Raw genomic sequence first — 24,011 nt, 5'->3', positions numbered from 1 at the left:
TGGAGCTAGCCCAGCACCAGCACGCCGTCGGCTTCGACGCGGGCACCCTTGGGCAGGCTGGCGACACCGATCGCGGCGCGCGCCGGATAAGGCTGAGTGAAGTACTCGGCCATGATCTGGTTCACCGTCGCAAAGTTCGCGAGGTCGGTCAGAAAGATGTTGAGCTTGGCGATGCCGGCCAGAGAACCGCCGGCCGCTTCGCAGACGGCGCGCAGATTGCCGAACACCTGGTGGATCTCTTCTTCGATCGTCGCGTTGCGCAGCGTCATCGTCACCGGATCAAGTGGAATCTGGCCGGACAGGTAGACGGTATCGCCGCACTGCACGGCCTGGGAGTAGGTGCCGATCGCCGCGGGGGCGCGGTCGGTCTGGATGATTTTTCGGGTCATAAGAAATGTTGCCGGCTGCGATGTTCTTGGGGCTGCAAGCCTAGCATTGCCGCCGCCGGAATGACCTCGGTGAAATCCCCAATCGCGGGAACCTGCCTAGTCGCGGTAGACGCGCTCGACGCCTTCGATGCGACGGATGCGCCGCAGCACGCGTGCCAGATGGACGCGGCTGCGCACGGTGATCAGGAAGCGCATTTCCATCGCCTCGCCGCCGGCGCGGTCCGGCATCTGGACGTTCTCGATCGATGCTTCGGCGTTGGAGATTTCCGCGGTGATGCGTGCAAGCAGGCCGCGCTTGTTGTGCGCCTTCATGCGCACTTCGGAAACGTAGTCGCCCTGCACCTTGTCCGACCAGGCCAGCGGCACCCAGTCCTGCGGCCTGCCCTTGACGTGCTTGCACTCGAAGCGATGCACGACGATGCCGCGACCGACATTGACATAACCACGGATGCTGTCGCCCGGCAGCGGGTGGCAGCAGCGCGCGTAATCGAGCACGAGACCTTCGGTGCCTTCGATTGCCAATGCGGCGGCGCCGCCGACCGTGCTGCCTTCTTCGCCCTTGGGCAAGAAGTGGCGAGCCACCAGCGCAGCGAGACGCTGGCCGCTGCCGACTGCGACATACAGCTCTTCGACATCGTTGAGCTTCTGCGCCGCCAGCACCGGCGCGAGCAGCGCCTCGTCCTTCAGCACGGCGGCCGGCACCGACAGCTCGCGCAAGGCGATCTCCAGCAGACGGCGGCCTAGGCGCACGGCTTCGTCCTCGTGCTGGAGGCGCAGGAAGTTGCGCACGGCGGAGCGCGCCTTCGCCGTCTTGACGAAGTTCAGCCATGCGGCATTGGGCCGCGCGTGGCGCGCGGTGATGATCTGCACGGTCTGGCCGTTGCTGAGCAGGCTGTTGAGCGGCTCAAGCTGGCCGTCGAGGCGCGCGGCAACGCAGTGATCGCCCAGTTCCGAATGCACGGCGTAGGCAAAATCGACCGGCGTCGCGCCTTTCGGCAGACGACGGATCTCGCCCTTGGGGGTAAAGACATACACCTCGTCGGGATAGAGGTCGACCTTGACGTTCTCGACGAAGTCCATCGGACTTGCCGAGCCGAAATCGTCGAACAGACCGGCGACCCACTCGCGCACGCGGGCCTGCGGCGCGGCACTGCCATCGCGCGCGCCCTGCTTGTACTGCCAGTGCGCGGCGATGCCCGCCTCGGCGACGTGGTGCATGTCGCGCGTGCGGATCTGTACTTCGATCTTGTGCCCGCCGGGGCCGACGCAGGCCGTGTGCAGCGACTGGTAACCGTTGCGCTTGGAGTTGGCGATGTAGTCGTCGAACTCCTGCGGCACCGGCTTGTAGACGTGGTGCACGACGCCGAGCGCGCGATAGCAGTCGTCGACCTTGTTGACGATGACGCGGAAGCCGAGCAGGTCCATGACCTTCAACAGCTTGAGCTTCTTGCGCAGCATCTTCTGGTAGATGCTGTACATGTTCTTCTGGCGGCCGACGACGCTGGCGCCGATGCCTTCCTCGCGCAGCGTGGTCGACAGCTTCTGCTCGACTTCGCGGATCAGCCGCTTGGTGTCGCCGAGCTGCGCATTGACCGACTGCTGCAGCACCGAATAGCGCTTCGGATACAGCGCTTCGAAGGACAGGTCTTCGAGTTCGGTACGGATGAAATAGATGCCGAGACGCTGCGCGATCGGCGCATAGATATCCAGCGTCTCGCGCGCGATGCGGCGGCGCTTGTCGGGCGCGACGTGATCGAGCGTGCGCATGTTGTGCAGGCGATCGGCGAGCTTGACGAGGATCACGCGCAGATCCTTGGTCATCGCCATCAGCAGCTTGCGGAAGCTGTGCGCCTGCATCTCGGCGCGCGTGTGGCCTTCGATGCGCGTGACCTTGCTGACGCCGTCGACCAGCTCGGCAACCTCTTCGCCGAATTCCAGCGCCAGCGATTCCTTGGACACGCCGGTGTCTTCGATGACGTCGTGCAAGATCGCCGCCATCAGCGTCGTCTGATCCATGCGCATTTCGGCGAGGATGCGGGCGACCGCCAGCGGGTGATAAACGTACGGCTCGCCGGAGGTGCGGCGCTGACCGTCGTGCACGCCAGTCGCAAATTCCGCGGCGCGGCGGACCTCGGCGACCTGGGTTTCCGGCAGATAGCCGTCAAGCAAACGGCACAGCGCGTCGACGCCAAACGCACGCTCGACCCGCTGCGTGCGAATCGCGTTGCCAATGCGCTGCATGACCGTCATTTCCATGCCCAGAGTATAGGCCGACGGGACTCAGCTTCGCGTCAGGCAGGCACCGAAAAAACCGTCCGTGTCGTGACGATGCGGGAACAACTGCAATTCAGCGCCCGGCAGCTCGACGCCGGCACGCGCCAGCACCGTGGAGGCATCGGCCCGATGGAAATCCGGATGCGCCGCCAGGAACGCCGCGACAACTTCCTGATTCTCGGCCGGCAGCAGACTGCAGGTTGCATAGATCAGGCGCCCGCCGGGGCGCACCAGCTGCGCGGCACTGCTCAGGATCTGCCCCTGCAATTGCGCCCGCGCGGCAAGATCCAGGGATTTCAGGCGTGCTTCCGGTTGACGACGCCAGGTGCCGCTGCCCGAGCAGGGTGCGTCGACCAGCACCGCATCGAAATAGCCGTTCAGCGCATCGGCGTTCCCCGCATCGAGCGCCTGCACCCGCACACAGGTGATGCCGGCGCGTTCTAGGCGCGGCACCAGCCGCTGCAAGCGCTGGGCTTCGCTGTCCATCGCCCACAGCTCGCCGCGATCCTGCATCTGCGCCGCCAGTGCCAGGGTTTTGCCACCGGCGCCGGCGCAGTAGTCGGCAATTTTCTCGCCGGGTTGCGCGCCGACCAGCAAGGCCAGCATCTGGCTGCCCTGATCCTGCGGCTCGATCCACCCTTCGCGATGCGCCCTGGAGTTCTGCAGGGCCGCGCGCTTGTGCAGGCGCAGGCCATTGGGCACCCGCTTCAACGGCTCCGCTTCAAGACCGTCTTCGCTCAATGCGGCCATGGCCGCTGCCGGCGTTGCCCGAAGCGTGTTGACGCGCAGGTCGACCGCCGCCTGGCCCTGCAGCGCGACGCCGAGTTGCTCCGCCTCCACCGGACCTAGATGCTGGCTCCAGATCGCGTAGATCTGATCCGGCACATTGCTGCGTTCGGCCGGCGTCAGGGTCGTGGCGTCGAAAGCGGCCAGCCTCGCGGCCAATGCGTCTACATTGTCGAGGCCAAGCCGCTGCAGCCCGGCGACATCAATCTGGCTGTTTTCCAGCGCGAGCAAAGCGCAGCAATTCGCCGCACTGGCGTCGCCGGCGATGCGCTGCAGCCGGCGCAGATCGCGCAGCACGCCGTAGACCAGATCGCTGACGATCGCGCGGTCGCGGCCGCCCATCTGCTTGCGTTGGCGGAACTCATGCTGCAGCAGGCGATCCGCCGCACGGCCTTCGGCGATCACGCTGGCCAGCACCTCGACGGCCAGCTGCCACTGGGCCGGATAAATCCGCCGTGGCTGGGGGACAGCAGATGACCGTTCGTCGGCTCGCATATACAAGGTATTGTGCCCGGACTTGGCCGGTGACACTATCAGTCGTGGTTGGCGGACTGTGGGCACGGGGCTTTCAGCGCCACCATTCATTTGTCCATTGCGGAGGTCAACATGGCTGCCAAGAAAGCGACGAAGAAGGCTGCAAAGAAGACAACCAAGAAGAAGTAAGGCTCGCACCAACAAGCTAGAAGCACTTACTGAGCGGCAGTCCCGGAAGGGGCTGCCGCTTTTTCGTGGGCGCTTGCCGCACCGCGTGCGGACGGTGCTAGATTCAGCGTTCCCCCACACGCCGCCGCCACGATGAGCCAGCTCACTGCGCTAGTAGTCGATGACTCCCGCTCCGCCCGCTTCGCCCTGCGCAAATCGCTGGAGAGCCATGGCTTCGCGACCGACGCCACCGACAGCGCGCGCGCCGCCTACGAATGGCTGGATACGCAGACACCGGATCTGATCTTTCTCGATCACGTCATGCCCGGCGAAGACGGCCTCGAAGCGTTGCGGCAGATCAAGGCGAACCCGAAGACCGCGGCGATCCCGGTGATCATCTGCTCGTCGAACGATGGTGCCGATTTCATCAGTGAAGCGCGCGGCCACGGCGCGCTGGACGTCCTGCAAAAACCGCCGACGCCGCAGCAGCTGCAGCGCGTGCTGCAGCATGTGGAGCCGGAAATCAGCGAACCCAGACCGGCGGCGAAGACCAAGCTGGCCGCCGCCGCATCCGCGGCGGTGTCCGCGGTGACTTCAGCGGTGTCGTCGGCGGTCAGTTCCGCGGTTGCGGCAACCCAGCCGGCGGCGAGCGCCGCAAGCGGCGATCTCGGTGCGGAACTGGCGCGCATCCAGGCCCAGCATCAGACCGAGCTGGCCGCGCTGCGCGAGCACTTCGATTCGGAGTTGAAAGCCCTGCGCGAGCAGCTTGGCAAGGACATCAAGGCCGTTCAGGCCAAGGCGCGCGACGAGGCCGTCGCCCAGCTGCGCGAGGCCCTGTTGAAAGCGCTCAAGTAGAGCGCAGCGTCGCAACGAGCAGCAGCGCCCAGCCGATCAAAAACAGCAGACCGCCGAGCGGCGTGATCGCGCCGAGCACGCGCACGCCGGACAGCGCCAGTGCATAAAGGCTGCCGGAAAACAGCAGCACACCGCCGGCAAAACAGGCGGCGGAGCTGTTGAGCAGGGTCGAACTCGCGCCCTGCCTCAGCAGCAGGCCGACGCCGACCAGCGCCAGCGCATGGAACATCTGGTATTCGACGGCGGTTTTCCATACGCCGAGCATGTCGGCACTCAAGCGCGTGCGCAGCGCATGCGCGCCGAAGGCGCCCAGGCCGACACCGAGAAAGCCATAAAGCGCGCCGAGCGCGATGCTGATTTGCGATGCGGACAGACTCATTTGCGCGTCTCGACAACCCGGAAGCAGATACCGGCAGACTGCAGGCGATCGATCAGGGCGTTGCCCATTGCGGTCGCCGGCGTGATGACGCCCGACGTGCGCGGCAGTTTGTCCTGCGCGAGGCACAGCGCGGACTCGGCGAGCATCTTCGCGGTCTCGGTGTAGCCCGGATCGCCGCCGCTGACTTCGCAGCGCACCTCGCGACCGCCGCCGTGGCCGAGGAAGCTGACCTTGAACCAGCCTTTCGCGCGCGTCGCGGCGCTGGGGCCGTCGCCCGGTTTGCGCAGCGCCAGCAGGCGCTTGCGTGTCACCGCGAACTGGCTGCCGGCGACTGCAACGCCGACGCCGCCGACCAGCTGCGCAACACCGGTGAGTTTCTTGACCTGCACGAAGTGGCCGTAACGGAAGTCCGGCCCATAGCGTTCACTCGCCGCGGCACTGCGACGGACGATCTGCGGATCGATCGTCGGTAGCGGCAAGGTCCAGGTGCCCAGGGCCTTGATGTAGCGCAGACCGTGACGAATCGAACCGATGCGACGGTCGACCGGCCAGCCCTCTTCGCGACGGCGCGCCTGGCTGACCTTGTAAGACTCGGCCATGCGAGACATCGCGCCGACCGCGGAGTGCAGCGTGCCGCCGGAGAACTGACCGCCCGCACGCACAAAACCTTCGACACGCAGAGGCACGCCGGCGGGCAACTGCTGCACGGTGTACCAGGCGCCAAGATCGTGGGGAATGCTGTCGAAGCCGCAGCAGTTGACGATGCGCGCGCCGCTGGTACGCGCCTGGTCGTGGTAGCGCAGCCACATGCGATCGACGAACTCGGGTTCGCCGGTCAGATCGACATAGTCGGTGCCGGCCTTCGCGCAGGCCGCCACCAGCGGCTCGCCATACTGCAGATACGGGCCGACGGTGGTGATAATGACGCGCGTCGCCTCGGCAAGGCGGCGCATCGAATCGGCATCGTCGGTATCGGCGATCACCAGCGGCAGTTCGCGGCAGGCCGCGTTGGAATCGGTCAGGCGTGCGCGCAGCAGCTTGAGCTTGTCGATATTGCGCCCGGCGACCGCCCAGCGCAGATCGCTGCCGCCGTGACGCGCCAGGTACTCCGCCGTCAGCTGGCCGGTAAACCCGCTGGCGCCGAAGACGATGATGTCGAATTCCCGCGTCTTGACCATTGACTGCACCACATTCCTCTCCGGGGCGGCGATGATACCGCGTCGCCGATCGGCGCTTGTCAGGGCTTGATCGCGTCGAACTGCTCGCGCAACCGCTCGACGCGCTTGCGGTTCTCGGCGAGATCGTAGAAACCGAAGCGGCTCGCCGCCCGAACGTGGATGACGCGCTCTTCGTTGGCGAAGCGCAACTCCAGATCGTCGACGTAACGCATCTTCGGCGTCGTGAACTTGACGTGGATGTAGTCGATCCGCGAATCCTCGATTTCTGCGGTCGGCATCTCGCGGATCAGCTTGAGCAGCGCGAGGCGCGCGGCGTTCGCATCGCCTGGGTAGGTCAATGGCTCGATATAGAAATCGGTGCCCGGCATCTGCGAGGTCACGCAGCTCGGACGATCGCAAGGGGCCAGGTTTTCGTCGATCGGGCGCAGCTCCGACGTCGTCGTACAGGCCGACACCCCCACCGCGACGCTAGCGATCAAACCCGCGACGACCCGTTTCCACATCCGTAACCCTCCCGTTTTCCAGACGCACGATGCGCATCAACTGATTGCTGCCGAAGTTATAGACCCACTCTTCCCGGAACACCGGCGCACCGCTGTTGCCGTAGTCGCGCAGGTCCGAGCGCCAGCGCCGGTCGTGGTGCGGATTGGCATGCAGCACATAGTCCGCCGTTTTCGTCAGCGGCTCGCCGCAGTGCTCCAGCAAGCGGTACTTACTATCGCCGACCGTGATGTCACCCATGCTGCATTTGCTGCGGCCACGCGGCGCGAAGCCGTAGCCTTCGGTGCCGATGCGGTCGATCTTGCCGTTGCGGATACGCACTACGCGCAGCAGCTGGCTGGAGCCGAGGTTGTAAGTCCATTCCTCGGTCGGCGCCACATAGCCGAGCACGGTACCGCCAGGCGGCGCCCAGACGTCGCGGAAATCCGGTTCGCCGCAAATCGCCAGCAATTCCGCGCTCAGCATGCCCTCGCTGACCAGCTTCGAGCCGCAGCGGATCGACGGGCCGGCCTGCGCGGGCGGCGGCACCAGCAGCAGCGCGCCAAGCATCAGGCTCAGCCCGCCGAGGAGACGGGTACGGATTTGGCGGCGGTCGTTCATGGAGGCAGCACTATACGTCGCGGAAATCCCGAAGGAGAGGCCTGTTAGGCTATGAGCCCGGGCTGAACCTTGCGTGATCCCACGCGGTCTACCTGCACACGTTCCACCGACCGAATCGATGATTTCGACCCATACCCGCGCATTGCTCGGGGCCGCCTCGGTCCTGTTGGCCGCCCTGATTCCAGCCTTCCACAGCGCCACGGCCGCCGCCGAGCCGACGCGCAGCGCGGAGGTCGAGGTCGAACTGATCGCCGAGGGCCGCAGCCTGCAGGCCGGCGAGAACTGGGTCGCGCTGCGCGTGCTGCCGAATCCGGGCTGGCATGTCTACTGGCGCAATCCGGGCGACTCCGGCATCCCGACCAAGCTCGAGTGGACCCTGCCCGACGGGGTCAGCGCCGGCGCAATCCACTGGCCCTTTCCGCATGCCGAACGCCTCGGCGATCTGACCAATTACGGCTACAGCGGCGAAGTACTGCATCTGGTGCCGATCAACCTCGCCAGCGGCGCCAGCGGTGGCCCGCTGAGGCTGCAGGCGAAGGCAAGCTGGCTGGCCTGCAAGGACGTCTGCATTCCCGGCAAGGCGGAGCTGAGCCTCACCCTGCCGGTGACGGCCAAGGCCGAGATCGACCCGGACTGGGCGCCGTCCTTCGCCAAGGCGCGCAACGAACTGCCGAAGCTGGCACGCGACTGGCCCGCGCAGTTTGCGATCGCCGATGGCAGCATCAGCCTGGGCCTGCAGAGCAGCGAACTCGACGGTGCGGACGCGGTGGCGTTCTTTCCGTTCGCCAACGACCTGGTCAATCACGCCGCAGCGCAGCGCCAGGCGACGGACGCCGGCACCTTCCGCCTGAGCCAGGCGCTGAGCGCGTACTACGTCGAGGCACCCGCCAGCGTCGATGGCGTCCTCGTCATCGAGCGCGGCGGCAAATCCCAGGCGTGGGAGATTTCCGCCCAGCCCGGCGCCGTCGAGATGGTCCCCGGCGGCGAAGAGCCCGCGCGCAACGCCCACGGCGGCATCGGCGTCGGGATCGCGCCGGAACTGACGGACCTCGGCGAGACACCGCCCGCCACGGCGCCGCCCGCGCTGGCGCTGGTGCTGCTGTTGGCGCTGGTCGGCGGCCTGATCCTGAACCTGATGCCTTGCGTGTTCCCGGTGCTGTCGCTCAAGGCGCTGGCGCTCGTGCGTCATACCGACAGCGCTGAAGGGGCGAAGGAACGCCGTCGACAGACCTATGCGTACACCGTTGGCGTCGTGCTGTCCTGCGTCGCGATCGCCGCCGCCATGCTCGGCCTGCGCAGCGCGGGCGAGGCCGTCGGCTGGGGCTTCCAGCTGCAGTCGCCGGCGTTTGTCGCACTGATGGCCTACGTCATCTTCGCGCTCGGCCTGTCGCTGTCCGGCGTCGTCCACTTCGGCATGGGTGCGATGAACCTCGGCAGCGATCTGGCGCAGCGCCCGGGGCTGGCCGGCTCGTTCTTCACCGGCGTGCTCGCGGTTGTGGTCGCCAGCCCCTGCACCGCGCCGTTCATGGGCACCGCGCTCGGCTATGCGATCACGCAGCCGCCGGCCGTCTCACTGCTGGTGTTCGCCACGCTGGGCCTAGGTCTCGCGCTGCCGTTCCTGCTGCTCGGCTGGTTCCCGGCGCTCGCGCGCTGGCTGCCGCGTCCCGGCGCCTGGATGGAACAGTTCAAGCAGTTCATGGCCTTCCCGCTGTATTTGACCGTGGTCTGGCTGCTGTGGGTGCTGAGCCGGCAGACCGACGCGCAGGCCGCGGCGCAGGTCATGCTCGGCCTGGTCGCGATCGCCTTTGCATTGTGGCTGTGGCACCGGACCGGCTGGTTCTCGCGCCTGCTGAAGCTGGCGGCGCTGGCGGCGGCGGTCGCGCTGCTGTTCCTGCTGTCGGCTCGCCCGCAGACCGCCGTTACCGCGCAGGACAATAGCTGGTCGACCGAGCGCGTCGCTGCGCTGCGTGCCGAAGGCCGGACGATCTTTGTCGACTTCACGGCCGACTGGTGCCTGAGCTGCAAGGTCAACGAGCGCACGACTTTGCACAGCACGCGCGTCCAAAATGCCTTCTCCGAACGTAATGTCGCATCACTGGTCGGCGATTGGACAAGCGCCGATCCGCTGATCACTGCCGAACTGGCGCGCTTCGGCCGCAACGGCGTACCGCTGTACCTGGTTTATGTGAACGGCGGCGAGCCGAAAGTGCTGCCGCAACTGCTGACCCCCGACATCGTCATCGACGCGCTGGATTGACGCGGCGCACACCGGAGCCCCCCATGCGAATCCTGTCTTCCCTCGCCCTCGCCGCCAGCCTGCTCAGCGGTACCGCTTATGCGGCCGCCACCGTCGGCCAGCCGGCACCGGCATTCAGCGCCGCCAACAGCGACGGCGGCACGACAAAACTTGCAGACCTGAAAGGAAAGTACGTCGTTCTTGAATGGACCAACGACGGCTGCCCGTTCGTTCAGAAGCATTACAACTCCAACAACATGCAGAGCCTGCAGAAGGAAGCGACCGACAAGGGCGCCGTCTGGCTCTCAGTGATCTCCTCGGCTCCGGGCAAGCAGGGCAATGTCAACGGCAAGGGCGCCAATGCCCTGACCGCCAGCCGCAACGCTCATCCGAGCCAGGTGCTGCTGGATCCCGCCGGCGACCTCGGCCATCTCTACGGCGCCAAGACCACGCCCCACATGTTCGTCATCAATCCGGAAGGCAAGCTGATCTATGCCGGCGGCATCGACAGCATCGCCAGCGCCGACGCCGAAGACATCGCCAAGGCCACGCCCTACGTCAGGGTCGCCCTGACCGAAGCGATGGCCGGCAAGCCGGTCACTCAGGCCGTCACCACTCCTTACGGCTGTTCGGTAAAATACTGACCAGGTCGTCCATCAGAGGCGGCTGCATAGACGTTTGGGACTGCGCTGTACTTTCTGGAGATTCAGTCAATGTTGGAATCCCGCATGAGCGTTGGACGCGCCGTCGGCGCCGTCCTGGCCACGCTCGCGGCCGCATGCTCTTTACCTGCTGCCGCGCTGTCTTTCCTGCCCTGGGAAAACGTACGAATCACGTACCAGGCTTTCGAGTTCGGCGGCATCACGCGCAACGTCGCGATCCTTGCGCCGGCGAATCCGCGCAACAACGCGCCGGCCGTCGTCGTGCTGCATTTCAATCTCGGCACCGGTCCGTCGATGGCGAACCTCACCGAAGTCGGCGAGTTCGCCCGCGATCACGGCGCCTACGTGATCATGCCGGAAGCCGCTGACCAGACCTGGGCGCATGTGCCAGGCGGCACCGATACCACCGACGACGTCGGTTTCCTGTCGGCGCTGATCACCGACTATGTCGATCGCTACAACATCGACGCCAAGCGGGTCTACATGACCGGCTATTCGCAGGGCGGCAACATGAGCCTGCGCTTCGCTTGCGAACATCCGGAGCAGGTCGCCGCGATCGCACCGGTCGCGGCGACGATGCGTAACTCGCTAGCGCGCGAATGCACGACCACCACGCCGACGCCGGTCGTCTACTTCAACGGCACTGCCGACAAGCAGGTGCCCTATGGCCCCGGCCTTCCGGCGCTGATCCGCGATCTCACGCTGGTCGGCAGCCTGGGCGCGCAGGATGCCGCCAAGTTCTGGGCCGAGAAGAACGGCTGCACCGGCAACGCGATCCGCACCGATCTGCCGGTGCCGATCAAGGACGGCACCGAGCTGTACGTCGACAACTACGAGACCTGCCCGCCGAACACCGGCGTGACGCAGTACACGATCGTCAACGGCGGCCACACCTGGCCGGGCGCACTCGACTTCGTCCCGGTCGCCGGCATCACCTCGCAGAATCTCCGCGCGAACGACGCCATGTGGCAGTTCTTCGAGAGGTTCACCCGATGAGCACGCAGAAGACGATGCAAACCCGCATGAACAGCACGATGACCCTGCGTCTGCGCACGCTTGCCGCCCTGACCGCCGCCGCGCTGCTCAGCGTTGCCTGCGGCGGTAGCGGTGATTCTTCCAGCGGTGGTGGTGGCGGTGGCGGCGGCGGCGGCGGCAGCGGCCAAGACGTTGGCGCCGTCAACGTCTTCAAGACCGGCGACCAGCAGCGCCCGGTCGTCGCGAGCAATCGCGCCGGCAAGGCGGTGATTGTCTGGGAGAGCATGGGCCAGGACGGCAATCACCTCGGCATCTTCGGGCGCCGCGTCGAGAATGGCGCGCTGGTCGGCGACGAGTTCCAGATCAATACCTACACCGACAGCCGCCAGAGTTTCCCGACGGCGGCGATGGACGCCGCGGGCAACTTCGTCGTTGCCTGGCGCAGCTCGTTGCAGGGCAGCCCCGGCGGCACGATCTACGCGCAGCGCTTCGCGGCGGACGGCAGCCGCCTCGGCGGCGAGTTCCTCGTCGGCCCCGACAACTCCAATCGCGACTCGCAGTCCGAGCCGCAGATGGCGATGGATAGCAGCGGTCGGTTCATGATCGCCTGGAGCAATCGCGAACTGGGCGTGCTTGCCGAGCAGCTCGGCCAGAACCAGCTCGAAGAGCGCTGGCTGGAAATCCGCAGCTACAACTCGGACGGCACACCGCGCATTCCGCCGACCCGCACGACAAACAACACGGACGACCAGTTCCCGCGTGCGCCGCGCATCGGCATGGACGCCGACAGCAATGTCGTCCTGGTCTGGGCCAGCGCCGGCGCCGGCACCAACATGCGCGCGCAGCACTTCGATCTCGACGGCAACGCGCTCTCGCCGGCCTACACGGTGAACGCCGTGTCGGCTGCCGTCGGCGTCGATCTGGCGACCGTCGCCGTCGCACCGGATGGCAGCTTCGCCGTGGCCTGGGAGGGTTATACCTTCGGTTATGCGCCGGTCGGCATCATCGTGCGCCGTTACTCCGGTCCGCAGGCCGCGTTGGGCGAGGAACACATCGTGTCTTCGCCGGCCAAGGGCTTGGTCGAGCGCAACTCGATCGCGCTGGACGCCAATGGCGATCTGGTCGTTGCCGCGCATGCCAACGATCGCGTCTACCTCGCGGTGGAACATGCCGACGGCAGCGTCAGCGGCACGATCAATGTCAGCGGTGGCGGCTTCCCGGCGCTGTTCCCGAACGTTGCGATTATCAACGCCGGCCAGGTGTTGGTGGCCTGGCAGAACCTGGGTCAGGACGGCGACGGCCGCGGCATCCGCGCCCGCACGCTGGCGATTCCGTAAGCGATCCACGCTTCGTCCAAGCCGGATGCCCGCAGGGGTATCCGGCTTTTTTGTTGACGCGTTCGCCGCCGGCGGCTCGCCGCTTCGACGACGAGGTTCCACGCTGGCCTGAGTGATGTTCCGGCAAGACCTGCCGGATCGGCCCGCGCAAAATGTGGCGATAATGCCGGGCCGCGCCGCTGACTCGCGCGCGGCATTCTCCAACCCGATCCCGTACCGACGTCACCCTCGCCTCGAACCCATGATCCGACTGGCCTTGCACGGCGGCGCCGGCGAACTCGCCGCCGACCAGACCGACACTCGCGAGCAGCGCGCGGCACTGCGCCGGATCGCCGAGCAGGGGCGACGCATGCTGCAGGACGGCGCGAGCAGCATCGAGACCGTCGAGCGCATGGTCGTCGAACTGGAAGATTGCCCGCTGTTCAATGCCGGCATCGGTGCGGTGCTCAACAGCCGCGGTGAGGTCGAACTCGATGCCGCGATCATGTCCGGCGTCGATCGCGCATCGGGCGCCGTCGCTGGCGTCACGCGCGCACGCAGTCCGATCCGCCTCGCGCGCGCCGTCATGGAGCGCACGCCGCATGTGTTCTTCATGGGCCCCGGCGCGGACGAGCTGAATCGCGAACTCGGCCTGCAGGATGTGCCGCCGGAGAGCTTCATCACCGAGCAGCGCGTCGAGCAGCTGCGGATGGCACGCGAGCATGGCGTCATCGTGCTCGATCACGACAGTTCGTTCGGCACTGTCGGCGCCGTCGCCCGCGATGCACACGGCCATCTGGCCGCGGCGACGAGCACCGGCGGACTCACCAACAAGCATCCGGGCCGCGTCGGCGATACACCGCTGGTGGGCGTCGGCACCTTCGCCGACGACCGCAGCGTAGCGCTGTCCTGCACAGGCACCGGCGAGGCCTTCATCCGTGCCGGCTTCGGGCTAGAAGTGCATGCGCGGCTGAGCTATTGCGGCTGGGATCTGCAGCGCGCCTGCGGCGAAGCGCTGGCCGAAGTGCAGCAATACGGCGGCCGCGGCGGCTGCATCGCCATCGATCATGAAGGCCATATCAGCCTGCCGTTCAATTCCAGCGCGATGTTCCGCGCCTGGATGGGCGTGGACGGCAATATCTACGTCGGCGTCGGCGCCGAGGACAGCTAGCGGCTAGCTGAGCGCGTAGTGCGCCTGCGGCTCGACAAAGCCCTTCAGCGCAAGGCCGGGGCGAATCTGCACCGGCGTCTCAGTCGCCAGCTCCAGCGTCCGGGCATCGATCAGGATTTCGCCGTTGACCGCCTGCTCGCAGAGCCGGCAAGCCAGGTTCACCGCCGAACCGACCGCGGTGTATTCAAGCCGCGACGATGAACCGATCACGCCCACCGTGACGGTGCCTGTCGCAATGCCCAGACCGATGCCGAGCGGATAGCCGGGACGGCTCCAGTGCTGGACCAGTTCGATGCCGACCGTGCGGATGCGCGCCGCGAGTTCGACGCTGCGCTGCGCGTGATACGGCACGGTGAGCGGCGCGCCGACCAGCATCAGGATGCCGTCACCGGCAAAGTCCTTGATCGTCGCGCCGACGCTCGCCACTTCGCCACCGACCACGTCGTAGTACTCGCGGAGCACCTCGAGCACCTGCGCCGATGGATGCGCCGCTGCATACGCGGTGAAGCCGCGCAGGTCGCAGACGACGACGCTGATCTCGCGCTGGTTCTCACGCATGGCCTGATCGAGCCCGCGCTCGGACACCAGCCGCGCTACCTGCGGCGACAGGAAGCGCGACATGAACTGGCCGCGTTGACCTTGCAGCACGTGGTAGTGGACCGCGCCGATCAGGAAGATCAGCTCACCGAGTACGACCGACAGTGCCGAAGCCTGCAACGGCAGCACAAATCCGGCGACCAGGAACGGCGTTGCGATCGCCATCGCGATCACGCGTGTCGCCTCGCCGCGATCTGGCCGGCGATTGAGCATCAACAGAATGCCGGCCAATCCGCAGAACATGGCCAGCAGGATCGGCCCCATGAACAGCCAGAAGCCGAAAGACAGCAGCAGTTGCGGATTATTGGCGGCGCGGATGAATTCCGCATGACGAACTTCCGGCCACAGCACGGAGAACAGACCGTATAGCAGCGAAACGACCTGACCGACACGCAATGCCCTGTCGCCGCCGCGTGTATTGAGCTCCGGCGCCGCCGGCACGGTGCGACGTACGCGCAGGATCCATTCGAGGATGCAGATCATTGACAGCGTTTCCGGAATCGCGAGCCAGCCGAACCACGGCAAGACCTGCGGGAACTGCTCGATCAGCACGACGTTGACGTAGATCGAGATGCCCATGAAGGCGAATCCCGCAGCCAATGCGCGCGACGACGGCGTGTGCCGATCCGCCGAAACGAACGCGATCGCCAAACCCAGTGCGATCAGCGAAACCAGAATGTGCGCAGTCAGTTCCACACCAGGCTCAGGCGGCCCGCGCGACATCCGACAGGGTCGACCCGTCGGTCGGAATGCCTGGATCCTGCTCGAACAGCTGCTCGAGTTCCTTGGCTGCATCCTGCGCGGACTGCATGATCAGGCCCTGATCGTTGTTCAGCGCCTGCTGCCGCAGCAGCAGCGCCTCGTCGTGCTCGCGGAAGGTATCTACCGCGCGCTTTGCCTGCTGTTCGTCTTCGCCAAGCGCCACCAGAATTCCGCGCGACATCTCCAGCGACGAGTGGAAGCTGCGCCGCGTGACATCGGCGATGCCCAGGTCCATCAGCCGCAGCGCATGCTGGCGGTTGACCGCCACGGCGAAGATTCGCACATGCGGAAAGTGCTGGCGGACGACCCGCGCGACATGCAATGACGCTTCCATGTCGGGGATCGACAGCACGAACAGCCGGGCTTTGCCGACGTGCGCAGCCTGCAGCAGTTCGACGCGGCTGGCGTCGCCGTAATAGATCTTGCTGCCGAAGCGGCGCACGAAGTCGACCTGCTCGGAATCCTTGTCGAGCACCGTGAATGCGATCCGCTTGACGCGCAGCAGGCGACCGATGATCTGACCGACAGGGCCAAAGCCGGCGATGACCACGCCGCCGGGAACGGCATCGATCGTGTCGTACGGAGCCGGCGTTCGCGAAAGGGTGAAGCGCGCCTGCAGCGCATACAGCGCCGGCGTCGCGATCATCGACAATGTGACGACAACAACCAGACGTGCCGACAGCTCCGCGCTCATCACGCCTGCCGCCACTGCGGCGCCGAACAGCACGAAGGCAAACTCACCGCCCTGCGGCAGCGCGCAGGCAAACGCCCGCGCATCCGCTGGCTGCAGGCGCGCGACGCGCGCAAGCCCATAAAGCACCGCCATCTTGATCAGCAGCAGGCCGGCGGCCATGCCGAGCAGGATGTGCGGATCGGCAATCAGCTGCCGGACGTCGGCGGACATGCCGACCGAGATGAAGAACAAGCCGAGCAGCAGCCCCTTGAATGGCTCGATATCGGCCTGCAGTTCGTGCCGGTATTCCGATTCCGACAACAGTACGCCGGCGAGGAATGCACCGAGCGACATCGACAGGCCGACCGCGTCCATCGCGAGCGCCGTGCCAATCACGATCAACAGCGAGGCCGCCGTGAACAGCTCGGGCGTGTTCGCCGCGGCGACTGCGCGCATCGCCGGACGCACGACGAACCGTCCGCCGAAGATGACTGCCGCAAAGACACCGAGCATCTTGACCGCTTCGGTCCAGTGCGTGCCGCCCAAACCTTGCCCGGTCTCTTCGCGCGCCAGCAGCGGCACCAGGGCGAGCAGCGGAATCACCGCGAGATCCTGGAACAGCAGGGTCGCGAACGCGGCGCGGCCGTGATGTGTGTTGAGCGTCTTGCGCTCGGCGAGCATCTGCAGCACGAAGGCCGTCGACGACATTGCGAGACCAAAGCCGATGATCATCGCGGTCTGCCAGTTCACCGTGAACAGCATCGTTGCGATCATCAACAGTGCGCCGCTGATCATGACCTGTGCGCCGCCAAGACCGAACACCATGTGGCGCAAGGTCCACAGACGACTCGGCTGCAGCTCGAGTCCGATGATGAACATCAACAGCACCACACCGAACTCTGCGAAGTGCATGACCGACTCGACTTCGCTGATCAGACCGAGGCCCGAAGGCCCGATCACGATTCCCGCTGCGAGATAGCCGAGTACCGCGCCCATTTTCAGGCGTTGGAACAACGGAACGAAGAGAACGGCGGCAGCCAGAAACAGCGCGACGGCGGTCAGCATGGTGCGGACTCGATCAGGAAGATCATCGTAAAATGTCCATTAAATCAATAAATTAGACAATATATGTGATGAATCTGTTGAAGATATGAGCGGCATACAAGACAATCATCGCGTTTCAAAACATAAACAGTTATTTGAACTTGCGGCGGTTGTTCACACATGGACGAACACAGCAAGTCCGAACGCATCTTACAACTGGTGCAGAAGCACGGAGTTCTGCGACCCAAGGACCTCGTACCTTTCGGCATTCAGGCGGAGTATCTGCGTCGGCTTTGTGATCGAGGATTGCTGAAGAAATTAGGTCGCGGCAGTTATGTCGCGGCAGGATCCCGCTTGTCGTCCGATTTGTCGCTCGCCATCGTCGCTCGCGCCGTCCCCAATGGGGTGATTTGCCTGGAGTCCGCGCTCGCATTCCATGGGCTGACCGCCAGCGACATGGAAGAAGTCAGCGTCGCGATCGAGCGTCGCGCGGCGAAACCCCGCGTCGACTTTCCGGAGATCCGCGTAGCACGCCTGGGCGGCGACGCATTCACCGAAGGGATCGAGACGCATGTGATCAATCACGTGAAGGTCGATATCTACAGCCTCGAAAAGACGCTCGCCGACCTGTTCAAGTTCCGCAACAAGATCGGCCCGCACATCGCCGTCGATGCGCTGCGCTCCGCACTTTCGGAGCGCGACATCAACATGCGCAAGCTTTGGCACTATGCTCGCGCCTGTCGCGTTGAACGTGTGATGAAACCCTATGTCGATGCCCTGCTGCCGACCTAAGCCCCGCTCCTTCGTTTCCGGCGTTGCGCTGCTGTTCCTGCTGCCGGGCCTGGTCCAGGCCGAAGATGCCGCTGAATCTGCTGCCGAACCCCGCGCTCCGGTCAGCGAAGCACAGACCGACATCTCCGCGCCGCGCGAACGCAGCGCCTTCGAGAACCTGCGCCGCAGCTCCGACACCTTCACGCTGGTCAGCGAAACCGAGGGACTGTCGTTTCATCGCCCGCTATTCATGCTGCCGGCGACCTGGTCGCCGGAATACAGCAGCGAAAAGACCGAGGTGGTGTTCCAGATCAGCCTCAAGCAACGGCTGTTCAATCGCAACATCTTCTTCGCCTACAACCAGAAGTCGTTCTGGCAGCTGTACGACGGCGACAATTCGCGGCCGTTTCGCGAGACGAACTACAGCCCGGAACTCTTCTATCGCTGGAAACCGCAGTTCGGCTTCCTGCCAGGGCTGGGCTTCGACGGCGGCGTGGACCATGAGTCGAACGGCAAGGAGCTGCCGGCCTCACGCAGCTGGAACCGCATCGTCGGCGCGATCTATCACGAGAGCCCGACCCAGCTGGTTCACCTGAAGCTGTGGTATCGCGTGCCTGAGGACAAGAATCGCGCCGAGGACGATCCCAAGCGCGATGACAACCCGGACATCTACAAGTACTACGGCTATGGCGAGCTGCGCCTGCAACAGATGCTGTTCGGCGAGTCGCGCCATCTGGCGGCACTGATGCTGCGCGGCAACCCGAGCACCGGCAAGGGCGCCGTCGAGTTCAATTACAGCCTGCCGTTCGCCGAGTACGCCTACGTCAATCTCTACGTCTGGCACGGCTACGGCGAGAGCCTGGCCGACTACAACCAGAGCACGACGCGTGTGGGGCTCGGCTTCATGCTGGCCCGCTAGCCGCACGTCACAGGCCGGTAAACAAAAAGGGCGCCAGAGGCGCCCTTTTTCGCAGCTTCGGCAACTGCCTGAAACTTAGGCTGCAACCTCAGCCGGTGCCGCAGCAGCCTGAGCCGGACGGTCAACCAGTTCGACATAGGCCATCGGGGCATCGTCGCCGGCGCGGAAACCGCACTTGAGGATGCGCAGGTAGCCGCCCGGGCGCGCCTTGTAGCGCGGACCGAGGTCGGTGAAGAGCTTGGCGACCGCTTCCTTGTCGCGCAGACGCGCGAAGGCAATGCGGCGGTTGGCGACCGAGTCATCCTTGGCGCGAGTGATCAGCGGCTCGGCCAGACGGCGCAGTTCCTTGGCCTTGGGCACGGTGGTCTTGATCAGCTCATGCTTGAACAGAGCGATCGCGATCGCCTGCATGGTCTGCTTGCGGTGGGCGCTGGTACGGCCGAACGTACGGCCCGACATTTTATGACGCATGACTTGTTTTCCTGATGATTCGCTTTAGCGCTGCTTACTTAGACCGAAACCTTGGGCGACGACCAGTTCTCAAGCTTCATACCAAGTTCAAGCTCGTGGGTCTTGAGCGATTCCTTGATTTCGTTGAGCGACTTCTTGCCGAGGTTCGGGGTCTTCATCAGCTCCATCTCGGTGCGCTGCACCAGATCGCCGATGTAATAGATGTTTTCCGCCTTGAGGCAGTTGGCCGAACGCACGGTCAGTTCCAGATCGTCGATCGGACGGAACAGGATCGGCGAGAGCTCCTTCTTGCCCGGGACGGCGGCAGACTGGGCGGCTTCAGCTTCAAGATCGACGAAAACCGACAGCTGGTCGCGCAGGATACGCGCGGACAGGCGGACGGCTTCGGCGGCATCCACGCTGCCATTGGTGTCGACGTCGAGGATCAGCTTGTCGAGGTCGGTGCGCTGCGCAACGCGCGCGCGCTCGACGCTGTAGCTGACGCGGCGGACCGGGCTGTACGAAGCATCGAGCTTCAGCACGCCGATGCCGCGGCCATCTTCCTCGCGGGCTGCGCTGACCGCCGGCACATAGCCGCGACCGCGCGTGACCTTGAGAGTCATGTTCAGCTTGCCGCCGGTCAGGTGCGCGAGCACCAGATCCGGATTGACGATTTCGACGTCATGATCCAGCGCGATGTCGCCGGCGGTGACCACGCCCTGGCCCGATTTCTCGAGGCGCAGCGTGGCTTCTTCGCGGGCGTTCAGACGCACCGCAATGTTCTTGATGTTGAGCAGGATGTCGAGGACGTCTTCCTGCACGCCTTCGATCGCGCTGTACTCGTGCACCACGCCTTCGATCTGGACTTCGGTGATCGCGGCGCCCGGGATCGACGACAGCAGGATGCGGCGCAGCGCATTACCCAGGGTGTGGCCGAAACCACGCTCCATCGGCTCCAACGTGACGCTGGAACGATTCGGTGAAAGGGCTTCCACCTCGATCTGACGCGGCTTGAGCAGGTCGGCGACTACGTTCTGCATGAATAACCTCGCAATAAGCGAAAAACGTACTGCCGGTTAAGCCGCGCAAAGCGCTGACTTGAACCGGCAGCTCATTGCCCCCTTGCGGGCGGCAATAAAATTACTTCGAGTACAACTCGACGACGAGCTGTTCGTTGATGTCCGGCAGGATCTGGTCGCGCGTCGGAACCGACTTGAAGGTGCCCTTCAGGCCCTTCTCATCGACGTCGACCCAATCCGGCAGGCCGATCTGCGAAGCGATCGACAGCGACTCAGCGATGCGCGACTGGCTGCGGGCAGCCTCGCGGATCTCGACGACGTCACCGACCTGAACCTGGTAGGACGGGATGTTGACCGGCTTGCCGTTGACCAGCACGCCCTTGTGACCGACCAGCTGACGGGCCTCGGCGCGGGTGCGCGAGAAACCCATGCGGTACACGGTGTTGTCCAGACGCTGCTCGAGGAGCTGCAACAGGATCAAACCCGTCGAACCCTTCTTGTGCGCGGCCTTCTTGTAGTAGTTGAGGAACTGACGCTCGAGCACGCCGTACATCTGCTTGAGCTTCTGCTTCTCGCGCAGCTGCAGCGCGTAGTCCGACAGACGGGTCTTGGCAGCGCCATGCTGGCCAGGACGCGTTTCCATGTTGCACTTGCTGTCGGTGGCGCGGGCGCGCGACTTCAGCAGCAGGTCGGTGCCGGCGCGGCGGGACAGCTTGCACTTGGGGCCGATATAACGAGCCATTTCTAGTTCCTCGCCTTAGACGCGGCGACGCTTGGCGGCACGGCAGCCGTTATGCGGCAGCGGCGTGACGTCCGTGATGTTGGTGACCTTGAAGCCCGCAGCGTTGAGCGCGCGGACGGCCGACTCGCGACCCGGGCCGGGGCCCTTGACGCGCACTTCGACGCTCTTCACGCCATGCTCGGCCGCAGCCTGAGCAGCCTTGTCGGCGGCAACCTGGGCAGCGAACGGGGTGGACTTGCGCGAACCCTTGAAGCCAGCGGCGCCCGCCGTGCTCCAGGAGAGCGTGTTGCCCTGCCGATCGGTGATCAGGATGATCGTGTTGTTGAAGGAAGCATGAATATGCGCCACCGCATCGGTGACGTTCTTCTTGCTCTTCTTGCGCTTCGCCGTGTTAGCAGCTGCAGGTGTGGCCATGAGTGGTGTCCGAAAATCCTATTACGCTTTCTTCTTGCCGGCGATCGACGCGCGGCGCGGGCCCTTGCGGGTACGTGCATTGGTGCGAGTGCGCTGACCACGCACCGGCAGACCACGACGGTGACGCTGGCCGCGGTAGCAGCCCAGGTCGATCAGACGCTTGATGCTCATCGACACTTCGCGGCGCAGGTCGCCTTCGACGATGTACTTGCCGATCTCGGTACGCAGCTTGTCGAGCTCACCTTCGGTGAGCGTACGGATCTGCACGGTCGGGTCGATGCCCGTGGCCCCGCAGATCTTCTTGGCGCGCGTAGCGCCGATACCGTAGATCGACTGGAGGGCGATAACGGTGTGCTTGCGATCCGGGATGTTGACGCCCGCGATACGTGCCATAGTGAAAACCTCAGCTCAAACCCGCGCAGAAAAGCCGGGCATTGTAGTGAATCTTGGTGAATCCAGCAATCTGCTGGGATTCGATGGGAGTTTTAGCCCTGGCGCTGCTTGTGGCGCGGATCGGTGCACAGCACCCGAACGACGCCGCTACGACGGACTACTTTGCAGTTCCGGCACATCTTCTTGACCGAAGTTCTGACTTTCATTGCTGCAACCTCATGAGGTAATCGAGACGGAGGACCAGGGCCTTAACGGCTGCCGGCCGGACCGTCCAAGGTTTTCAAATTGGCCTTCTTCAGCAGGCCTTCGTACTGATGCGACATCAGGTGCGCCTGCAACTGCGCCATGAAGTCCATCACGACCACCACGGTGATCAGCAGCGAGGTACCGCCAAAGTAGAACGGGATGCTCGGCACGAAGGACCGCAGGATCTCGGGGGCCAGACAGACCGCCAGGATGTAGATCGAGCCGATCACCGTCAGGCGCGTCAGCACCTGGTCGATGTAGCGCGCCGTCATCGCACCCGGACGCACGCCCGGAACGAAAGCACCAGACTTCTTGAGGTTCTCCGCGGTTTCGCGCGAATCGAACACCAGAGCCGTATAGAAGAAGCAGAAGAATACGATCAGCAGGCCGTACAGCAGCGTGTAGAGGGGCTGCCCCGGCGCCAGTGCGTTGGAGATCCGCTGCAGGACGCCGCCGCTGCCTTCGTCGCCGAAGAACTGCACCAGCGAGGCCGGGAAGAGGATCAGCGAGGATGCGAAGATCGGCGGGATCACGCCCGACATGTTGATCTTCAGCGGCAGATGCTGGGTCTGCGCGGCAAACACCTTGCGGCCCTGCTGACGACGTGCGTGATGAACCGGGATGCGGCGCTGGGCGCGTTCGACGAACACGACGCCCCAGGTGACCGCAACGACCAGCAGCAGCACCGCGATGACCGTGAACGCGCTGATCGAACCCTCGCTGACCAGCTGGGCGGTCGAGGCCAGCGCGCGCGGGAAGCCCGCGACGATGCCAGCGAAGATGATCATCGAGATACCGTTGCCGATGCCGCGCTCGGTGATCTGCTCACCCAGCCACATCAGGAACATCGTGCCGGTCACCAGGCTCACCGTCGCGGTGAACAGGAACGCGAAGCCCGGCGATACCGACATGCCCGAGTTCTGCAGCGCGATCGCGGCGCCGGCCGACTGGAAGATCGCCAGGCCCAGGGTGCCGTAACGCGTGTACTTGGTGATCGTGCGACGGCCCGATTCGCCTTCCTTCTTCAGCTCCTTCAGCTGAGGAACAACGGTCGTCATCAGCTGCACGATGATGCTCGCCGAGATGTACGGCATCACACCCAGCGTGAAGATCGACAGGCGCTCGAGCGCACCGCCCGAGAACATGTTGAACATGTCGAGGATGGTGCCGCGGCTCTGGCCGAACAGCGAAGCCAGCTGCGCCGGATCGATACCCGGAACCGGGATGTAGCTGCCGATGCGGAACACAATGATGGCGCCCAGCAGGAAGAGCAGGCGATCTTTGACTTCGCCTACTTTGCTGAGGTCCGGCATCATCGAGCCGCCCGGCGTTCCTGGTGTCTTGGCCATCGGTTCTGGAGGTCGTTACTGTTGGAGAACGGTCTGCAGCTTACTCGGCGATGCTGCCGCCGACGGAAGTGATCGCTTCGCGGGCGCCCTTGGTGACGAGCACGCCCTTGAGCGACACCTTGCGGGTCAGCTCGCCGGACTTGATCACCTTCGCAGTCTGCGCGCGGGCCGAGATGATGCCTTCAGCCTTGAGGATCGCGATATCGATCTCCTCGGCCTTCATCTTCTGCAGCTCCGACAGACGCACTTCAGCGGTCAGGCCCTCGAGCGGCGAATTGAAGCCGCGCTTCGGCAGACGACGCTGAATCGGCATCTGGCCGCCTTCAAAGCCGAGCTTGTTGAAGCCGCCCTTGCGCGCGTGCTGACCCTTGTGACCGCGGCCTGCAGTCTTGCCGAGGCCCGAGCCGATACCGCGACCGACGCGGGTCTTGGCGGTCTTGGCGCCCTTGGCAGGCTTGATGGTGTTGAATTTCATCTCAGACTTCCTCGACCTTGAGCAGGTACCACGCCTTGCGCACCATGCCCATGTTCTCGGGCGTGGCAGCGATCACGACGCTCTGATGCATGCGGGTCAGGCCGAGGCCGTGCACGCTGTCCTTGTGCGTCTTCAGCTTCTTGATGAGGCTGCGCACCAGGGTGACCTTGATCTGTTTGACGTCAGTCATGTT

26 protein-coding genes are annotated in these 24,011 nt (G+C 64.9%); 8 read left to right on the top strand and 18 right to left on the bottom strand.

The features are described 5' to 3' along the window. Positions 1 to 5 precede the first annotated feature (5 nt). From AC3WUF_RS03965 to AC3WUF_RS03955, 3 genes are all read right to left on the bottom strand, one after another. Positions 6 to 389, bottom strand: coding sequence for a RidA family protein (locus AC3WUF_RS03965; RefSeq protein WP_492422633.1), 384 nt, complete (start codon positions 387 to 389; stop codon positions 6 to 8). Positions 390 to 485: 96 nt separating this feature from the next. After that, on the bottom strand, positions 486 to 2,630 hold the full coding sequence (locus AC3WUF_RS03960; protein WP_492422631.1) for a RelA/SpoT family protein: 2,145 nt from the start codon (positions 2,628 to 2,630) through the stop codon (positions 486 to 488). Positions 2,631 to 2,669: 39 nt separating this feature from the next. Continuing rightward, entirely contained in the window at positions 2,670 to 3,944 is a 1,275-nt protein-coding gene (locus tag AC3WUF_RS03955; protein ID WP_492422629.1) for an RsmB/NOP family class I SAM-dependent RNA methyltransferase, read from the bottom strand. Between the two features lie 300 nt (positions 3,945 to 4,244). On the opposite strand from AC3WUF_RS03955, the gene AC3WUF_RS03950 reads away from it, so the two are divergent. Then, a complete protein-coding gene (locus AC3WUF_RS03950) occupies positions 4,245 to 4,946 on the top strand; it encodes a response regulator (protein ID WP_492422627.1) in 702 nt (233 codons plus the stop codon). On the opposite strand, the gene AC3WUF_RS03945 is transcribed toward AC3WUF_RS03950, so the two are convergent. From AC3WUF_RS03945 to AC3WUF_RS03930, 4 genes are read right to left on the bottom strand one after another with little or no spacing between them, the layout of a single operon-like run. After that, on the bottom strand, positions 4,939 to 5,325 hold the full coding sequence (locus tag AC3WUF_RS03945) for a DUF423 domain-containing protein (RefSeq protein ID WP_492422625.1): 387 nt from the start codon (positions 5,323 to 5,325) through the stop codon (positions 4,939 to 4,941). The two genes, AC3WUF_RS03950 and AC3WUF_RS03945, sit on opposite strands and share 8 nt — an antisense overlap. Further along, a complete protein-coding gene (locus tag AC3WUF_RS03940; protein WP_492422623.1) occupies positions 5,322 to 6,503 on the bottom strand; it encodes a saccharopine dehydrogenase family protein in 1,182 nt (393 codons plus the stop codon). The genes AC3WUF_RS03945 and AC3WUF_RS03940 overlap by 4 nt, the downstream gene beginning before the upstream one ends. A gap of 59 nt (positions 6,504 to 6,562) precedes the next feature. Then, positions 6,563 to 6,958: a DUF1499 domain-containing protein gene (locus AC3WUF_RS03935; protein ID WP_492422621.1), complete on the bottom strand. Its 396-nt coding sequence runs from the start codon at positions 6,956 to 6,958 to the stop codon at positions 6,563 to 6,565. A 13-nt stretch (positions 6,959 to 6,971) separates the two neighbouring features. After that, positions 6,972 to 7,604 (bottom strand): DUF2845 domain-containing protein, encoded by a 633-nt coding sequence (locus AC3WUF_RS03930; RefSeq protein ID WP_492422619.1) that lies wholly within the window; start codon positions 7,602 to 7,604, stop codon positions 6,972 to 6,974. A gap of 118 nt (positions 7,605 to 7,722) precedes the next feature. Between AC3WUF_RS03930 and AC3WUF_RS03925 the strand changes: the two genes are divergently transcribed. From AC3WUF_RS03925 to AC3WUF_RS03905, 5 genes are all read left to right on the top strand, one after another. Further along, positions 7,723 to 9,861, top strand: a complete 2,139-nt coding sequence (locus AC3WUF_RS03925) for a protein-disulfide reductase DsbD family protein (RefSeq protein WP_492422617.1) — start codon at positions 7,723 to 7,725, stop codon at positions 9,859 to 9,861. A 23-nt stretch (positions 9,862 to 9,884) separates the two neighbouring features. After that, positions 9,885 to 10,484 (top strand): redoxin domain-containing protein, encoded by a 600-nt coding sequence (locus AC3WUF_RS03920; RefSeq protein ID WP_492422615.1) that lies wholly within the window; start codon positions 9,885 to 9,887, stop codon positions 10,482 to 10,484. A gap of 84 nt (positions 10,485 to 10,568) precedes the next feature. Continuing rightward, entirely contained in the window at positions 10,569 to 11,498 is a 930-nt protein-coding gene (locus tag AC3WUF_RS03915; protein ID WP_492422613.1) for a CE1 family esterase, read from the top strand. Continuing rightward, complete coding sequence (locus tag AC3WUF_RS03910) at positions 11,495 to 12,814, top strand: hypothetical protein (RefSeq protein ID WP_492422611.1); 1,320 nt, start codon at positions 11,495 to 11,497, stop codon at positions 12,812 to 12,814. The genes AC3WUF_RS03915 and AC3WUF_RS03910 overlap by 4 nt, the downstream gene beginning before the upstream one ends. Positions 12,815 to 13,055: 241 nt before the next feature. Continuing rightward, on the top strand, positions 13,056 to 13,964 hold the full coding sequence (locus AC3WUF_RS03905; protein ID WP_492422609.1) for an isoaspartyl peptidase/L-asparaginase family protein: 909 nt from the start codon (positions 13,056 to 13,058) through the stop codon (positions 13,962 to 13,964). 3 nt (positions 13,965 to 13,967) lie between these two features. On the opposite strand, the gene AC3WUF_RS03900 is transcribed toward AC3WUF_RS03905, so the two are convergent. After that, positions 13,968 to 15,257: an adenylate/guanylate cyclase domain-containing protein gene (locus tag AC3WUF_RS03900; protein ID WP_492422607.1), complete on the bottom strand. Its 1,290-nt coding sequence runs from the start codon at positions 15,255 to 15,257 to the stop codon at positions 13,968 to 13,970. Between the two features lie 7 nt (positions 15,258 to 15,264). Further along, positions 15,265 to 17,061, bottom strand: coding sequence for a monovalent cation:proton antiporter-2 (CPA2) family protein (locus AC3WUF_RS03895; RefSeq protein WP_492422605.1), 1,797 nt, complete (start codon positions 17,059 to 17,061; stop codon positions 15,265 to 15,267). A 159-nt stretch (positions 17,062 to 17,220) separates the two neighbouring features. On the opposite strand from AC3WUF_RS03895, the gene AC3WUF_RS03890 reads away from it, so the two are divergent. Beyond that, entirely contained in the window at positions 17,221 to 17,832 is a 612-nt protein-coding gene (locus tag AC3WUF_RS03890) for a type IV toxin-antitoxin system AbiEi family antitoxin domain-containing protein (protein ID WP_492422603.1), read from the top strand. Next, on the top strand, positions 17,807 to 18,730 hold the full coding sequence (locus tag AC3WUF_RS03885; protein WP_492422601.1) for a phospholipase A: 924 nt from the start codon (positions 17,807 to 17,809) through the stop codon (positions 18,728 to 18,730). The genes AC3WUF_RS03890 and AC3WUF_RS03885 overlap by 26 nt, the downstream gene beginning before the upstream one ends. Before the next feature lie 75 nt (positions 18,731 to 18,805). Here the strand turns inward: AC3WUF_RS03885 and rplQ are convergent, their stop codons facing one another. From rplQ to rpmD, 9 genes are all read right to left on the bottom strand, one after another. After that, positions 18,806 to 19,201 carry a 50S ribosomal protein L17 gene (rplQ, locus tag AC3WUF_RS03880; RefSeq protein WP_492422599.1) on the bottom strand — a complete coding sequence of 132 codons (396 nt, stop codon included), beginning with the start codon at positions 19,199 to 19,201 and terminating at the stop codon, positions 18,806 to 18,808. A 38-nt stretch (positions 19,202 to 19,239) separates the two neighbouring features. Next, positions 19,240 to 20,220, bottom strand: a complete 981-nt coding sequence (locus AC3WUF_RS03875; protein ID WP_492422597.1) for a DNA-directed RNA polymerase subunit alpha — start codon at positions 20,218 to 20,220, stop codon at positions 19,240 to 19,242. Positions 20,221 to 20,320: 100 nt separating this feature from the next. Then, a complete protein-coding gene (rpsD, locus tag AC3WUF_RS03870; RefSeq protein ID WP_492422595.1) occupies positions 20,321 to 20,941 on the bottom strand; it encodes a 30S ribosomal protein S4 in 621 nt (206 codons plus the stop codon). 15 nt (positions 20,942 to 20,956) lie between these two features. Beyond that, positions 20,957 to 21,355 carry a 30S ribosomal protein S11 gene (gene rpsK / locus AC3WUF_RS03865; RefSeq protein ID WP_492422593.1) on the bottom strand — a complete coding sequence of 133 codons (399 nt, stop codon included), beginning with the start codon at positions 21,353 to 21,355 and terminating at the stop codon, positions 20,957 to 20,959. Positions 21,356 to 21,376: 21 nt separating this feature from the next. Continuing rightward, entirely contained in the window at positions 21,377 to 21,748 is a 372-nt protein-coding gene (rpsM, locus tag AC3WUF_RS03860) for a 30S ribosomal protein S13 (protein WP_492422591.1), read from the bottom strand. Positions 21,749 to 21,840: 92 nt separating this feature from the next. Then, positions 21,841 to 21,954 (bottom strand): 50S ribosomal protein L36, encoded by a 114-nt coding sequence (gene rpmJ / locus AC3WUF_RS03855; RefSeq protein WP_492422589.1) that lies wholly within the window; start codon positions 21,952 to 21,954, stop codon positions 21,841 to 21,843. Positions 21,955 to 21,996: 42 nt separating this feature from the next. After that, positions 21,997 to 23,343, bottom strand: a complete 1,347-nt coding sequence (secY, locus tag AC3WUF_RS03850; RefSeq protein ID WP_492422587.1) for a preprotein translocase subunit SecY — start codon at positions 23,341 to 23,343, stop codon at positions 21,997 to 21,999. 40 nt (positions 23,344 to 23,383) lie between these two features. Next, positions 23,384 to 23,818 (bottom strand): 50S ribosomal protein L15, encoded by a 435-nt coding sequence (gene rplO / locus AC3WUF_RS03845; RefSeq protein WP_492422585.1) that lies wholly within the window; start codon positions 23,816 to 23,818, stop codon positions 23,384 to 23,386. A 1-nt stretch (position 23,819) separates the two neighbouring features. After that, positions 23,820 to 24,008 carry a 50S ribosomal protein L30 gene (gene rpmD / locus AC3WUF_RS03840; protein ID WP_492422583.1) on the bottom strand — a complete coding sequence of 63 codons (189 nt, stop codon included), beginning with the start codon at positions 24,006 to 24,008 and terminating at the stop codon, positions 23,820 to 23,822. Positions 24,009 to 24,011: the final 3 nt, after the last annotated feature.

This window comes from Fontimonas sp. FW305-C-3 (assembly GCF_058783185.1).
Note: the sequence above shows the minus strand (reverse complement) of the source record. Positions and strands in the feature narration are given on the sequence as shown.